Origin of the sequence: Acidovorax sp. WCS2018Noco2-16, assembly GCF_031843945.1 — a bacterium.
GTDB lineage: Bacteria > Pseudomonadota > Gammaproteobacteria > Burkholderiales > Burkholderiaceae_C > Paracidovorax.
The window spans coordinates 278,703-293,569 of the sequence record NZ_JAVTJJ010000001.1; the positions used below are offsets into that span (position 1 = coordinate 278,703).

The following is a 14,867-nucleotide window of genomic DNA, read 5'->3' on the forward strand; positions in this document are numbered from 1 at the left end:
TAGTTGATCTGGGTGGATCCATAGATTGAATCAATAGTTGATGACGGTTTTTTGTATGGACTAAATAGATCGGGGAGCTTCCGCTGTCACGGAATCGTCAAACGGCGTCGAAATACTGCCGTCATCCCTGTTGCAAGGCCATCGCCAACCCGGCGCGCAAGGCTTCCCATCTCATGAATCCCATCGTCTTGAGCGCAAGCTCCGTGAAGCGCACTTACGGCGGTCACCAGGCTCTGCGCAATGTCTCTATCGAGGTACGGCGCGGTGAGCGCGTCGCACTGCTGGGGGCTTCCGGCTCTGGCAAGTCGACACTGATCCGCTGTCTGTGCGGGCTCGAAACCACCGACCCGGATGGCGGCAGCATCGAAGCCTTTGGCCAGTTGCTGCAGGCACGGGGTCGACTCAGCCCGAACATCCGCGCGCTGCGGCGGCGCATCGGCGTGATCTTTCAGCAGTTCAACCTGGTCGGCCGCCTGAGCGTGATGAACAACGTGATGACAGGCTTGGCCGCAGAGGCGCCGCTGTGGCGCGCACTCGCCGGCCGATATGACGTGCACGACCAGGCCCGGGCCTTGGACGCGCTCGATGCCATTGGCCTGATGCCACAGGCCTTCCAGCGCGCATCGACGCTGTCGGGCGGGCAGCAGCAACGTGCAGCCATCGCCCGCGTGCTGTTGCAGGGCGCCGAACTGGTGCTGGCCGATGAGCCGGTTGCATCGCTCGATCCGCAGTCCACCCACCGCGTGATGGAGCACTTGGCGGCCCTGAACCGCGAGTCAGGCATGACGCTTGTCGTGAGCTTGCACCACGTGGCACTGGCGCAGCGCTACTGCGACCGCGTGGTGGCTCTGCGCGATGGCGCTTTGGTCTATGACGGCCCCAGCGATGCATTGACTCCACGCTTTCTTGAACAGCTCTACGGCACTGCCGCAGCAGAACTGCTGCAAGAACCGGGTACCGAAAAACCCGGCACTGAAGAACCTGTCAGGAACGTAATCCCACTCGCGCTGGCGGCCTGACGCCAGCGCCCCCACCCTTCAACCCCCAAAGGACATTCCATGTTCAAGCTCCGTACCCTCGCCATTGCAGCCCTGTCTGCCGCAGCGGCTTTCGCCCATGCGCAGGACATCAACTTCGGCATCATCGCCACCGACTCCGCGTCCACCCAGCGCGACCGCTGGGAGCCGTTCTTCCGGGACATGGAAAAGAAGACGGGCCTGAGCGTCAAATCCTTCTACGCACCTGATTACGCGGGTGTGATCGAAGCCATGCGCTTCAACAAGATCCAGGTGGCCTGGTATGGCAACAAGTCCGCCATGGAAGCCGTGGACCGTGCCAATGGCGAAGTCTTCGCGCAGGTCATGTTTGCCGATGGCAGCTTCGGCTACAAAAGCCTGCTGATCACGCGCAACGACAGCCCACTGAAGTCGTGGGAGGACGTGGTGAAGAACGGCAAGTCGCTGAACTTCGGCATCGGCGACCCGAACTCCACATCGGGCTTTCTCGTTCCCACGTTCTACCTGTTCTCCCAGAACAAGATCGACTACCGCACGGCCTTCAAGACCGCGCGCAACGCCAGCCACGGCGCCAACATCCAAGCCGTGTTGGCCCGCCAGATCGACGTGGCCACCAACAACACCGAAGAGATGGACAAGCTGAAAGCCAGCAAGCCCGAGCTTGCCAGCCAGCTGCGCGTGCTGTGGGAAAGCCCGCTGATCCCGAGCGACCCTTTCGTCTGGCGCAAGGACCTGGACCCGGCCGTAAAAGCCAAGATCAAGGGCTTCGTGCTGAACTACGCCAAGACGGACGAGCAGGAAAAGGCGATCCTCAAGAACATCTACAACTACGGCGGCTTCCGCGAGTCCAGCAACGACCAGTTGATTCCGATCCGGCAACTCGAGCTGTTCAAGGACCGCAGCAAGATCGAGAACGACACCGCGCTGGACGCTGCAACGCGCGCCAAACAACTGGCCGACATTGACGCCAAGCTGGCGGCACTGAAGCTGTGAACACCGCCACCTTTGACCGCGCCGCGCCCAGCGCAGCAGCGCTGGAGCGCCTCCGGGCGCGCGCCGAAAGCGAGCGCCCGGGCGTGTTGACCTACGTGGTGTGGGCCGTGGTGTTGGGCGTACTGGCCTGGGCCTGGCGCGGTGCCGAGATCCGGCCGCTGGACCTGGCCCGCGACGCGGGCAACATTCGCACTTACGCCAGCGACTTCTTCCCGCCGGACTTTCGCGACTGGCGGATCTACGCCAAGGAGATGCTGGTCACGCTGCACATCGCCATCTGGGGCACGGTGCTGGCTTTGGTGGCCGCCGTGCCTGCAGGCCTGCTGTGTGCCTCCAACGTAGCGCCGGCCTGGGTGTACCAGCCCATGCGCCGCCTCATGGATGCCTGCCGCGCCATCAACGAGATGGTGTTCGCGATGCTGTTCATCGTCGCCGTCGGGCTTGGCCCCTTCGCAGGTGTGCTGGCCCTGGCGATCCACACCACCGGCACGCTGGCCAAGCTGTTTTCCGAGTCAGTGGAGGCCATCGACCCACGCCCGGTCGAAGGCATTCGCGCCACCGGCGGCCACCGTTTGGTGGAGGTGATCCATGGCGTCATTCCGCAAGTGCTGCCGCTGTGGCTCAGCTTCACGCTGTACCGCTTCGAGTCGAATGTGCGTTCGGCCTCGGTGGTCGGCATGGTGGGTGCGGGCGGCATCGGTGTGGTGCTGTACGAAGTGATTCGCAGCTTCGAGTACGGCCAGACTGCGGCCGTGCTGCTGATCCTGGTGGTCACGGTGTCGCTGATCGACATGGTGTCGGCCAAGGTGCGCAAGCGCTTCATCTGACAGCGCCTTGCCGCAGGCCTGGTTTCGACCAGGCCTGCGCAACGCCGATGCGCGCACGCACGCTCTCTGCCTTTTTGAAGAATTCCTGTGATGACCCTTTCCCGACCTTCCCAACCAGCTATCGAGGTGAACGGGCGCAGCTACGCCTGGCCGCAAGCGCCCGTGGTCGTGGTGTGTGTCGATGGCTGCGAGCCCGACTACCTCGTGCAGGCCCGCCGTGCCGGCGTCATGCCCTGGCTGGACAGCGTGCTGTCGCGCTGCGGTGCGCGAACTGGCGACAGCGTGGTGCCCAGCTTCACCAACCCCAACAACGTCTCCATCGTGACGGGCGCGGCGCCTTCGGTGCACGGCGTCTGCGGCAACTACTTCTACGACGTGACGACGGGCGGCGAGGTGATGATGAACGACCCAGCCTACCTGCGAGCACCCACCTTGCTGGCCGCGTTTGCGCACGCAGGCGCCGTCGTCGCAGCCGTCACGGCGAAGGACAAGTTGCGCCGCCTGCTGGGGCATGGCCTGCGCGGCATCTGCTTTTCGGCAGAAAAGGCGGACCAGGCGACGCTGGCGGAGTGCGGCATCGACCACGTCCTTGCGCTGGTCGGCCGTCCGCTGCCATCGGTCTACAGCGCCGATCTCAGCGAGTTCGTCTTTGCCGCAGGCGTGGCCCTGCTGCAGACGCGGCGCCCCGACCTGATGTACCTGTCGACCACCGACTACGTGCAGCACAAGGCCGCGCCCGGCACGCCCGAGGCCAATGCCTTCTTCGCCATGATGGACGGCTACCTCGCCCGCATGGACGCGCTGGGCGCCGTGATCGGCCTGACGGCCGACCATGGCATGAGCGCCAAGACCGACGCAGCCGGGCAGCCCCAGGTGCTCTATCTGCAGCAGATCCTGGATGACAGCCTGGGCGCGGGCAGCACGCGCGTGATCCTGCCCATCACCGACCCCTATGTCGTGCACCACGGCGCGCTGGGCTCGTTTGCCACGGTCTATTCAACCCCTGCGTGCGCTTCAAACATCAGAGAGCTGCTGACCACGCTGCCGGGCGTGGCACAGGTGCTGCCGCGCGACGAGGCGGCGCAGCGCTTTGAACTACCTGCCGACCGCATCGGCGACTGGGTGGTGCTGGGCGATCACCTGACCGTGTTCGGCACCCGTGCGGCCGATCATGACCTGAGCGCTTTGGACGTGCCGCTGCGCTCCCACGGCGGCCTGTCGGAACAGAAGGTGCCGCTGCTGTTCAGCCGACCTCTGCAGGGCGTGGCCCCCAGCCGCCGCCTGCGCAACTTCGATGTGTTCGACCTCGTGTTGAACCACACGCTGGCCTCTACATAGAACCCCCATGACCCACGATTTTTTCAACCCCGTTCGCAGCGTTTACGGAGCCGGTTCACTCGCCTCCCTTCCTGCGTTGGTGGACGGCCGCAAGGCGGCACTGGTGACTTTTCCGGAAGCGAGCGCACTGGGCCTGGTTCAGCGCATCGAACAGCTTCTGGGGCCATTGCTGGTCCAGGTGATCGACGACGTGCGACCCAACCCCGACGTGCGCGAACTGCGCGCGCTCTACGAATCCTTTTGGGGTGCACCTGAGCAAGCCGACCTCCTCATCGCCGTGGGAGGGGGCAGCGCCATCGACACCGCCAAGGCGCTGATGGTGGGCACTGCAGATGGCAGCTTCGGCGAACTGATTCGGGCGTTGGAGGCTGGCAAGGGCTTCATACCGACCCGTGTCAAACCACTCATCGCCGTTCCCACTACAGCAGGCACCGGCAGCGAGGTCACACCTTGGGCAACGATCTGGGACCAGGCGGCGCAGAAGAAATATTCGCTGCATCTGCCGCAGACCTGGCCAACAGTCGCGTTGCTCGACCCGGAACTCATGCTGTCGCTGCCGGCGTCCGTCACGCTTCAAAGTGGCCTCGATGCCCTGTCACATGCGCTGGAAGCGATCTGGAACGTCAACGCCAACCCGGTCTCCGACACCTTCGCTGTGGCCGCCGTCCAAGAGATCTTTGCCACACTGCCCGCTTTGATGGGAGCGCTGAACGATGTGCAGTTGCGGGGTCAGATGGCGCTGGCGGCCCTGAAGGCAGGCATGGCTTTCTCCAACACGCGCACGGCGCTGGCGCATTCGATCTCGTACGAGATGACGTTGCGCCACGGCTTGCCGCACGGCATTGCGTGCGCCTTCCCCTTGCCGCTGGTGCTGGCAAGAGCCATTGGGCGCGACGCCGCGCGTGATGCCGTACTGCAGCAGGCACTCGGGCCCCTGACCGACGCACCGGGTCGGCTTTCAGCCTTTGTCGAAGGCCTGGGCGTGGGCACGCGCTTTGCCGACTACGGCGTGTCGGACGCCGAGGCCGAGCGGATGGTCGCGCACGCACTGACCGGCGCACGCGGGCGCAACTTCATTGGTTCTGCCTCCGCCCTGGAGGCCGAAGCCGCATGAGCGCCCTGCCCCACTTATCTGGATTCTGGCGCTGCGCCTCTCAACAGCCCGCACCCGATGGCCCCCTGAAATGACAGACATCCTTCACACGCCCACGGGCGATGCTTCGCACTTCGACCTGATCGTCGTGGGCGCCGGCATCGTGGGCCTGGCCCATGCGTACACGGCGGCCCTGCGAGGCCTGAAGGTCTGCGTCGTCGAGCGCGACGCGGCCTGCGTCAGCGCTTCGATTCGCAACTTCGGCTTTGTCACCGTCACGGGCCAGGGAGCAGGCGACACCTGGCGCCGGGCGCGCCGCTCGCGCGAAGTGTGGGACACGGTGGCGCCGCAGGCGGGCATCGAAGTGCTGCATCGCGGGCTGTACGTGCGTGCGCAGCGGCCTTTGGCCCATGCGGTGCTGCAAGCCTTCATGCGCACCGAGATGGGCGAGGGCTGCGAGCTGCTCACCCCGGCCGAAGCCGCCCTGCGCGCGCCCGCGATGCAACTCGATGACGCGCAAGCCGTGCTCTACAGCCCGCACGACCTGCGCGTGGAATCGCGCACGGCCATCGGCCTGCTGGCCCGCTGGCTGGCCGAACAGCACGGCGTGGTTTTCCGCTTCGGCGAAGCCGTGCTGGAAGTGTCCACGCCGCGCGTGCGCACCTCGCTTGCGGTCCTGCGTGCAGAGCGCGTGGTGGTCTGCACCAACGCCGAACTGCACGGTCTTTTTGCCGAGCGCCTGGCCCACCAGGACTTGCGCCTGTGCCAGCTGCAGATGCTGCGTGTCACCCCTGAGCCGGGCTTCCGATTGCCGGGCTCGGTGATGGGCGATCTCAGTCTGGTGCGCTACCACGGCTACAGCCAGTTGCCCGAATCTGCGCCCCTGCTGGCCCAGTTGCAGCGCGAAGAGGCCGAGTCGCTGGCGCATGGCATCCACCTCATCGTGGTGCAGAGCGCCGACGGGTCGCTGGTCGTAGGCGACTCGCATCACTACGGCGCGGCACCCGAGCCTTTTGCGCAAGAGCACGTGGACGCATTGATCCTGCGCCACCTGCGCGAGACGCTCAAGCTGCAGCAGGCAACCGTGACTGCCCGGTGGGTCGGCACCTACCCCTCGTCCGCCACCCGCGATTGCCTCATTGATGCGCCCAACGATTCCACGCGCCTCGTCCTCGTCACCAGCGGAACCGGCGCGAGCACGGCCTTCGGCATTGCCGAAGAAGTGTTCGCTGCCTGGTGACCGCCCTTCACTCTGAACCCGACACATGAACGCCACCCCCCAATCGCCCCCTTCCGTTTGCACCGCCCAGGACCAATTGAGCGCCGTCGTCTTCGACTGGGCAGGCACCTTGCTGGACTTCGGTTCCTGTGCGCCCATGGGCGCCTTCGTGCGCCTGTTCGAGCAGTTCGGCATCACACTCAGCATCGAACAGGCCCGAGGCCCCATGGGCATGGCCAAGTGGGACCACATCCGCGCGCTGGGGCATTTGCCCGAGGTCGCGACGCAATGGCAGGCCCGGTATGGTCAGCCCATGAGCGATGCTGACGTGGACCGCCTCTACGGGGTTTTCACACCCCTCAACGCGGCCGTGGTACCCGACTTTTCGGACTTCATTCCCGGAGCGCTGGATACCGTCGCAGCGCTGCGTGCACGCGGCCTCAAAGTCGGCTCCACCACCGGCTACAACCGGCCCATCATGGAGGTGGTGTCCGCCATCGCCGCCCGTGGCGGTTTTGTACCTGACAACCTGGTGTGCGCAGGCGATCTGGCCACGGGCCGCCCCACGCCCTTGATGATGTGGCGCACCTTTGCGGACTTGGGTATTTGCTGGCCTTCGACCGTCGTCAAGGTCGATGACACGGAAGTGGGCATCGAAGAAGGGCTCAACGCAGGGACTTGGACCGTGGGGGTGTGCGTCAGCGGAAACGCGATGGGCCTCTCGCTCGCTGACTGGCAAGCACTGAGTGAGGAACAGCAGACCGCACGACGCGCGGCGGCGGCAGCAAAGCTGCATGGCGCCGGAGCGCATTACGTGATCGACTCGGTGGCGGACCTGCTGCCCGTGCTGGACGATATCCAGCAACGGCTGTCTCGCGGCGAGCGCATGGCTTCAATTTGAGACAGCAGCGCGGAATGCGCAATGCGTCAGATGTCGATGGTGCGTCACATCCGCTGACCGGACAGGCCGCAGACAGCGCTCAATTGCTCATCTTTTGATAGCTGCCAGCGCTTATCCAATAAGCGCTAGCAGCCAATTCGACTCAAACTTTCGCGCGCAGCGCCACGGCTCCTCTTGCCAGCTCCGTCACTCGAGCCCAATCGCCCTGCGCCAGCGCATCGCCCGGCACCAGCCACGACCCGCCCACGCAGGCGACGTTGCCGAGTGCCAGAAACTCCGCTGCATTACCTGGCTGGATGCCGCCCGTGGGGCAGAACACCACATCGCCGAACGGCCCCTGCCACGCTTTCAGCATCGCCAGGCCACCGGCCTGAACGGCGGGGAAGAACTTCAGCGCGTTGAAGCCCTCTTCCTGCGCCATCATGATTTCGCTGCCGGTGGCCACGCCGGGCAGCAGCGGTAGCCCCAAGTCGCGGCAGGCGCGGCCGACGGCGGGGGTGAAGCCGGGACTCACCGCAAAGCGGGCGCCGGCGCGGGCAGCGGCCTGGGCGTCGGCCGCGCTGCGCACGGTGCCGGCGCCGACCACGGCTTCAGGCACGTCGCGGGCGATGGCTTCCATGCAGGCCAGGGCCTGCGGGGTGCGCAGCGTCACTTCCAGCATGCGGATGCCGCCGGCGACCAGGGCGCGGGCCATGGGCACGGCGTGGGCCACGTCGTTCAGCACGATGACCGGAATGACCGGCGCGTCGCGCATGACTTCGATGGCGGTGAATGTCGTTGCGCCGTGGTGATTGTTGTTCTTGTCCATGTTGTCGTTCACAGCCACGAGCAGGCTCCCTCTTCTGCGCTGAGCGCGTTGCGCCGGAACCCGGCAAACAGTTCACGGCCCCAGCCGTGGGCGTTGTCTTCGGCCTGGGTGGGCGGAATCACGGCGGGCGTGCGGGCCTGCCAGGTGGCAGCATCGACCAGCACATTCAGGGTGCCGGCAACGGCGTCCAGGCGGATAACGTCGCCGTCCTGCACCCGCGCCAGCGCGCCGCCGGCGTTGGCCTCGGGCGACACATGGATGGCGGCGGGCACCTTGCCCGACGCGCCGCTCATGCGGCCGTCGGTCACCAGCGCCACGCGGTAGCCCTTGCCCTGCAGCACGGCCAGGGGTGGGGTCAGCTTGTGCAGTTCGGGCATGCCGTTGGCCTGCGGCCCTTGCCAGCGCACCACGCAGATGACGTCGCGGTCCAGCTGGCCGGCCTGGAAGGCGGCCTGCAACTCGGCCTGCGAGCCGAACACGGCGGCGGGCGCTTCGACGACATGGCGGTCTTCCGGCACGGCGGACACCTTGATCACGCTGCGTCCCAGGTTGCCCTGCAGCAGCTTCAAGCCGCCGGTGGCACTGAAGGGCTCGGCGGCAGTGCGCAGCACGCTGTCGTCGCCGCTGATGCCGATGTCGGTCCAGCCCAGGCGCCCTTCGGCGTCGCCGCTGGGTAGACGGGTGAATTCGCGAATGCCGCCGGGGCGAACGGTGAGCACGTCTTCGTGCATCAAGCCTGCGTCGAGCAGCTCGCGCAGCACGTAGCCCGGCCCGCCTGCGGCCTGGAACTGGTTCACGTCCGCGCTGCCGTTGGGATACACGCGTGCCAGCAAAGGCACGGCGTGCGACAGCTCGGCGAAGTCATCCCAGTCGATGACGATGCCCGCCGCGCGCGCCACCGCCACCCAGTGAATCAAATGGTTGGTGGAGCCACCCGTAGCCAGCAGCGCCGACATGGCGTTGACGATGCAGCGCTCGTCGATGAGTTGGCCGATGGGTGGGCAGGCGGGGCCGAGCACTGTGCGTGCAGCCTCGCGCGTCAGCTCCTGCCGCAGCGTCTGGCCGGGGTTGATGAAGGCGGTGCCGGGCACGTGCAGGCCCATGGCTTCCAGCAGCATCTGGTTGCTGTTGGCCGTGCCGTAGAAGGTGCAGGTGCCTTCGCTGTGGTACGCGGCCGACTCGGCCTCCAGCAGTTCAGCGCGGCCGACCAGGCCTTGCGCGGCCTGTTCGCGCACCTTGGCCTTGGCGTTGTTCGACAGGCCCGACGTCATAGGGCCGGCGGGCACGAAGACGGTGGGCAGGTGGCCGAACTGCAGCGCGCCGATGAGCAGGCCGGGCACGATCTTGTCGCACACGCCCAGCATCAGCGCGGCGTCGAACACGTCATGGCTCAGCGATATGGCGGTGGCCATGGCGATCACGTCGCGGCTGAACAGGCTCAGTTCCATGCCGGGCGTGCCCTGGGTGACGCCATCGCACATGGCGGGCACGCCGCCGGCGACCTGCGCCGTGGCGCCGCGCTTGCGGGCTTCGTCCTTGATCAGGTCGGGGTAATGCTGCAGCGGCGCGTGGGCCGACAGCAGGTCGTTGTAGGCATTGACGATGCCGATGTTGGGCGCCTTTTCCGCGACCACGCGGAACTTGTCGTTGCCAGGCATGCCGGCAAAGGCGTGTGCCACGTTGGCGCAGCCCAGGCGGTCTGCGCCCCGGTCGCGGCGCGCATGGGCGTCTATCTGGGCAAGGTAGGCGGCACGGGTGGGTGCGCTGCGCTCGCGGATGCGGCGCGTGACGGTGTCGAGGGTGTCGTGAAGTGGCATGCTGGGCTGAAGTTGCGCCGGCTGGCTGAAGGCTTCATCGTAAACCCTGCCCTGCCGGCCGCAGTGTAGGCAGAGGGCACGCAGGCACCCTCTGCCAAGGGCAAGGAAATCGGCCGCATGGGCCGATCACGCCAATTACTTGCCGCGTGCCTGCTGTACGGCGGCGTTGACGGCGTCCCAGGTTTCCTGGCCCACGGACTTGGCGATGCCCACGTTCACCGCTGCCAGCTTTTCGCGCATGCGGTTGGCTTCGGCCGCGGGCAATTCATTCACCTGCATGCCCTTGGTCTTCAAGTCGGCCAGCGCCTTGGTGGCTTCGGCACGGGTGTCCTGGCGCTCGAAGTCGCGGGCCTTGACGGCGGCGTCCTGCAGCACCTTCTTTTCTGCGGCAGACAAACCATCCCACCACTTCTTGCTGACCGTGACGATCCACGGGCTGTAGACGTGGTTGGTGACCGTGAGGTACTTCTGCACTTCATAGAACTTGCTGGAAACGACCGTGTTGAAAGGGTTTTCCTGCCCGTCGACCGCACGCGTTTCCAGCGCGGTGAACAGCTCGGAGAACGGCAGCGGCACCGCGTTGGCGCCCAAGGCCTTGAAGCTGTCGAGGAACACGTTGTTCTGCATCACGCGCAGCTTGATGTCGCCCAGGTCTTCCAGCTTGTTGACGGGGCGCTTGCTGTTGGTGAGGTTGCGGAAACCGTTCTCCCAATAGACCAGGCCAACCATGCCCTTGGGCTCCAGCTTGGCCTTGACCTGCGTGCCCACCGGGCCGTCCAGCACGGCGTCAGCTTCCTTCACGTTGTTGAAGAGGAATGGCGTGTCCCACACCGCCATCTCCGGCACGATGCCCACCAGCGTGGCGGTGGAGCCGACCATCATTTCCTGCGCGCCGCCGATCAGCGCCTGCTGCATCTGCGTGTCGGAGCCCAGGGCGGCGTTGCCGATGGCACGCACCTTCATCTTGCCGCCAGAGGCTTTCTCGACCTCCTGCGCGAACAGACGTACCGCGCGGCCCTGGTTGGAATCATCGACCAGGCCATAGCCGAAGCGCACGAGGCGTGGCTTGAAGTCCTGGGCCTGGGCGGCTCCGGCGGCCACGAGTGCGGCCACCAGGCCGGCGAGAGCGAAACGAATACGCATGCTTGTCTCCTTGTGTTGAAAGCGCTGACGAAAAGGTGGAAAGAAAAACCAAAAACTGCACAACGGGACCGGTGGGCGCTGACCTCAGTGCATCCAGCGCAGCGGGCCGGTGATGAGCACCGGGAACAGCACGAACAGCACCAGCAGCGCCATGTACATCAGCAGGAACGGCGTGGTGCCCTTGATGACGGTCTCCATCCGCAGCCGGCCCACCCCCGCTACCACGTTCTGCACCGTGCCGACCGGCGGCGTGATGAGGCCGAGCGACCCGACGTAGATGAACATGAAGCCGAAGTACACCGGATCGATACCGGCCTTGACCGCCAGCGGCAGGCACACCGGGCCGAAGATCAGGATGGTGGGCGTCAGGTCCATGGCGGTGCCCACGACCAGCAGGAACAGCATCATCAGCGCCATGAATACGATAGGGTTGCCCATCACGCCGGCGAAGCTGTCGGCCAGCATGGCGGGCAGGTCGGCCAGGGTGATCATGTAGGCCGTCACGGTGGCCGCTCCGCACAGGAACATCACCACGGCGGTGGTCTTGCCCGCCGCCAGGAACACCTCGTACAGCTGCGCCCATGTGAGTTCGCGGTACACGAACATCGACACGAACAGTGCGTAGACCGCGGCTACCACGGCGGCTTCGGTCGGCGTGAAGATGCCGCCCTTGAGCCCGCCCAGAATGATCACCGGCATCATCATGGCCCAGAAACTCTGGACCAGCGCTTTCATGCGAGCGCCCCACTCCACGCGTTCCATCGATGGCAGTTGGTGCTTGCGTGCGATCCACCACCAGGCCAGGATCAGGAAGATGCCCATCATCAGGCCGGGAAAGATCCCAGCCAGAAACAGCTTGCTGATGGACGTGTTGGTCGTCACCCCGTAGATCACGAAGGGCATCGACGGTGGAATGATCGGCGCGATGATGCCGCCCGACGCCAACAGGCCCGCGCTGTAGCTGGGCGGATAGTTCTGCTGGCGCATCATGGGCAGCAAGATGGTGGCCAGGGCCGCCGTGTCGGCGATGGCCGAGCCGCTCATGGACGCCAGCAGCACCGCGGCGCCGATCGCCACAAAGCCCAGCCCGCCGCGGATGTGCCCCACGAAGGCGCGCGCCAGGTCGATGATGCGGCGCGACAGACCGCCGGCGTTCATCAGCTCGCCCGCAAGAATGAAAAATGGCACCGCCAGCAGCGGAAAGTTATCGAATCCGGCCTGCAGGTTCTGCGCCAGCAGCTGCGAGTCGAAAAAGTCGAGGTGCCACATCAGGGCCACGCCCGTCAACACCAGCGAATGGGCAATCGGCATGCCGATCACCATGCCGCCGATGAGCACCAGCAAGAAGATTGCGGTCACGATCATGGGAGGCTCCTTACTCGATGTCGCTCACCGGACCGCTCGGCACAGGTGGCTCGCCCCGAATCAGGTCGAACACCAGTGCCACCAGCAGGCCCGCAGCCAGTACCAGCGTGGCGGCAGCAGCAAGCGCGAGCGGGTAGCCGAGCACCGTGCTGTAGCTGCTGAGGCCGGCCACCACCTGCTCCCACGATCCTTTGAGCAGCAGCAACATGCAGGCCGCCACCAGCAACTGGCTGACCCAGAACAGGCCCTTGCGCGCCCCGCCCTTTACGCGCGAGGTGAGCATGTCAAAGCCCAGGTGCTTGCCCTCGAAGGCCGCGACGATGGAGCCCACCGCCACCAGCCATACGAACAGCAGGCGCGAGACCTCCTCGTACGACACGATGCTGGTGTGGAACACATAGCGCAGCACCACGTTGACGAAGACTGCCACGACCATGCCGGCCAGCGCCAGCACCATGAATAGTTCGGCCAGCCGCTGCACCAAGGGCTTGGGGCGCACGGGTGGCACATGCAAGGAAGACGCAACCGGCGGCTGCTGCGAGGTGGTCATGCAAGGTCTCCTGCCGCTGTGTCGCGGCCTGTTTTTATGGGGTTGGCGATCTGCCCCTCGAGCACCCAGGCCACGGCGTGCTGTACCAGCGCGGCGATGGGCTGCGTGGCGTCCAGCGTCAGCACGCCGGGCTCGCCCTCAGGCGATTCGAGCGTGGCGAACTGGTTGGCCACCAGCGCGGGCGAAAAGAAATGGCCGGGGCGCGACTGCACCCGGTCCAGCGCCTCTTCGTAGTTGAGCTTCAGGAAGACGAAGCCCAGCGCCGGATGTGCTTCGCGCAGGCGGTCGCGGTACTTGCGGCGCAGGGCCGAGCAGGTCAGCACAACGCTCTGCCCGTCCTTGCTGGAGGCCAGCAATTCAGCCAGCCTCTGCAGCCACCCGGCGCGGTCGTCATCGGTCAGCGGAGTGCCGGCGCGCATTTTGGCAATGCTTTCCGGTGCGTGATAGGCATCGCCTTCATGCAGTGTCCAGCCCAGCTTCTGAGCGCAGAATTCTCCCACGCTCGACTTGCCGCAGCCTGACACGCCCATCACGACGATGGCCTGTGGGCGAAAGTTTGAGATAGCGCTATCCATTGCGTTTGAAGAAATGCGGTGTAGCCAGAAAGACTGCACCGCAGGTTTTGAGATAGAGAACAGGTGGCAGATCAGATGCCGTTTACGGTCTGCCAGACACAAATGCTTGTTTACCCTGTAAAAGATAGCGCTATCTTAGGAAACAATGCGCCTCAAACCTCTCCGGATTAACCCTTGACCGACGCCACCCGCCGCCCACGCCGCTCCAGCGGCCGCATCACGCTCAACGACGTGGCGCGCGACGCTGCCGTGAGCCCCATCACCGTGTCGCGTGTGCTGCGTGGCGAACGCACGGTCGACTCTCAAATGGCCGAGCGCGTGCGCACCTCGGCGGACCGGCTGGGCTACGTGCCCGATCCTGCGGCGCGCGCCCTCGCCTCCCAGCGCAGCACCCAGGTGCTGGTGCTGGTGCCCATGCTGTCCAACACGCTCTTCGTCGATCTGCTCGAAGCCGTGCACCGCACGCTGTTCACCGAGGGCTTTCACCCGCTCATCGGTGTGACCCACTACGACACCACCGAAGAGGAACTGCTGCTGCGCACCTACCTGCCGCACCGGCCCGCCGGGCTGCTGGTCACCGGCTTCGACCGCAGCGAAACCGCCCGACAGCTCATCGCCCGCAGCGGTGTGCCGTGTGTGCATTTGATGGAAACCAGCACCGCGCCGGACGTCGCCTGCGTAGGCTTTTCGCAAACCGACGCGGGAGCCGCCATCACCCGCCACCTGCTGGATCGGGGCCGCCGCCGCATCGCCTTTTGCGCAGCGCAGTTGGACCCCCGCACATTGCAGCGCGCCGAGGGCTATCGGCGCTGCCTGCGCGAAGCCGGCTTGTACGACCCGGCCCTGGAAATTCTGAGCCCGGAGCGGTCATCGGTGGCCCTGGGCGCGCGGCTTTTTGAAGACGTTGTGCGCCGCATGCCCGATGTCGATGCGATCTTCTTTTGTAACGACGACATTGCCCAAGGCGGGCTGCTGGCCGCCAACCGCCTGGGCGTGGCCGTGCCCGCGCAGATCGCCGTGGCCGGCTTCAACGACCTGGCCGGCAGCGACCAGATGGTGCCGCCGCTGACCACCGTGCGCACGCCCCGCGCCGAAGTCGGCCGCGCAGGTGCGGCCATGCTGCTGGGCCTGATGCGTGGCGCACCGCCCGGGCCAGGTTGCGTGGAGCTGAGTTACGAGTTGATCGTTCGCGGCAGCACCTGAGCGCAACGCGGCAGCGTCA

At 65.8% G+C, this 14,867-nt stretch carries 14 protein-coding genes; 8 read left to right on the top strand and 6 right to left on the bottom strand.

Annotated elements, in window-relative coordinates; all coding sequences use genetic code 11:
- The first annotated feature begins 173 nt into the window (after window positions 1–173).
- The 7 genes from phnC to phnX all read left to right on the top strand — a co-directional run bounded on the left by phnC (window position 174) and on the right by phnX (window position 7,387).
- Entirely contained in the window at window positions 174–1,019 is an 846-nt protein-coding gene (gene phnC, locus RQI28_RS01255; protein WP_311220781.1) for a phosphonate ABC transporter ATP-binding protein, read from the top strand.
- A 39-nt stretch (window positions 1,020–1,058) separates the two neighbouring features.
- The gene (phnD, locus tag RQI28_RS01260; RefSeq protein WP_311220782.1) at window positions 1,059–2,009 is read left to right on the top strand and encodes a phosphonate ABC transporter substrate-binding protein; all 951 of its coding nucleotides are present in this window, start codon (window positions 1,059–1,061) and stop codon (window positions 2,007–2,009) included.
- 41 nt (window positions 2,010–2,050) lie between these two features.
- Window positions 2,051–2,836: a phosphonate ABC transporter, permease protein PhnE gene (phnE, locus tag RQI28_RS01265; RefSeq protein WP_404976857.1), complete on the top strand. Its 786-nt coding sequence runs from the start codon at window positions 2,051–2,053 to the stop codon at window positions 2,834–2,836.
- Between the two features lie 90 nt (window positions 2,837–2,926).
- Window positions 2,927–4,174: a phosphonoacetate hydrolase gene (gene phnA / locus RQI28_RS01270; protein ID WP_311220783.1), complete on the top strand. Its 1,248-nt coding sequence runs from the start codon at window positions 2,927–2,929 to the stop codon at window positions 4,172–4,174.
- Between the two features lie 7 nt (window positions 4,175–4,181).
- A complete protein-coding gene (psrA, locus tag RQI28_RS01275) occupies window positions 4,182–5,288 on the top strand; it encodes an iron-containing alcohol dehydrogenase PsrA (protein ID WP_311220784.1) in 1,107 nt (368 codons plus the stop codon).
- 70 nt (window positions 5,289–5,358) lie between these two features.
- Window positions 5,359–6,507: a TIGR03364 family FAD-dependent oxidoreductase gene (locus RQI28_RS01280; protein WP_311220785.1), complete on the top strand. Its 1,149-nt coding sequence runs from the start codon at window positions 5,359–5,361 to the stop codon at window positions 6,505–6,507.
- 25 nt (window positions 6,508–6,532) lie between these two features.
- Window positions 6,533–7,387 (top strand): phosphonoacetaldehyde hydrolase, encoded by an 855-nt coding sequence (phnX, locus tag RQI28_RS01285; protein WP_311220786.1) that lies wholly within the window; start codon window positions 6,533–6,535, stop codon window positions 7,385–7,387.
- A 142-nt stretch (window positions 7,388–7,529) separates the two neighbouring features.
- Here the strand turns inward: phnX and eda are convergent, their stop codons facing one another.
- The 6 genes from eda to RQI28_RS01315 all read right to left on the bottom strand — a co-directional run bounded on the left by eda (window position 7,530) and on the right by RQI28_RS01315 (window position 13,645).
- Window positions 7,530–8,195 (bottom strand): bifunctional 4-hydroxy-2-oxoglutarate aldolase/2-dehydro-3-deoxy-phosphogluconate aldolase, encoded by a 666-nt coding sequence (eda, locus tag RQI28_RS01290; protein ID WP_311221538.1) that lies wholly within the window; start codon window positions 8,193–8,195, stop codon window positions 7,530–7,532.
- A gap of 8 nt (window positions 8,196–8,203) precedes the next feature.
- On the bottom strand, window positions 8,204–10,012 hold the full coding sequence (gene edd, locus RQI28_RS01295) for a phosphogluconate dehydratase (protein ID WP_311220787.1): 1,809 nt from the start codon (window positions 10,010–10,012) through the stop codon (window positions 8,204–8,206).
- A 135-nt stretch (window positions 10,013–10,147) separates the two neighbouring features.
- Window positions 10,148–11,155 carry a TRAP transporter substrate-binding protein gene (locus RQI28_RS01300; RefSeq protein WP_311220788.1) on the bottom strand — a complete coding sequence of 336 codons (1,008 nt, stop codon included), beginning with the start codon at window positions 11,153–11,155 and terminating at the stop codon, window positions 10,148–10,150.
- Window positions 11,156–11,239: 84 nt separating this feature from the next.
- Window positions 11,240–12,520, bottom strand: coding sequence for a TRAP transporter large permease subunit (locus RQI28_RS01305; RefSeq protein ID WP_311220789.1), 1,281 nt, complete (start codon window positions 12,518–12,520; stop codon window positions 11,240–11,242).
- A 10-nt stretch (window positions 12,521–12,530) separates the two neighbouring features.
- The gene (locus tag RQI28_RS01310) at window positions 12,531–13,070 is read right to left on the bottom strand and encodes a TRAP transporter small permease (protein ID WP_311220790.1); all 540 of its coding nucleotides are present in this window, start codon (window positions 13,068–13,070) and stop codon (window positions 12,531–12,533) included.
- Entirely contained in the window at window positions 13,067–13,645 is a 579-nt protein-coding gene (locus RQI28_RS01315; RefSeq protein WP_311220791.1) for a gluconokinase, read from the bottom strand. Before RQI28_RS01315 ends, RQI28_RS01310 begins: the two co-directional genes overlap by 4 nt.
- 174 nt (window positions 13,646–13,819) lie before the next feature.
- On the opposite strand from RQI28_RS01315, the gene RQI28_RS01320 reads away from it, so the two are divergent.
- Complete coding sequence (locus RQI28_RS01320) at window positions 13,820–14,848, top strand: LacI family DNA-binding transcriptional regulator (protein ID WP_311220792.1); 1,029 nt, start codon at window positions 13,820–13,822, stop codon at window positions 14,846–14,848.
- The last annotated feature ends 19 nt before the right edge of the window (window positions 14,849–14,867 follow it).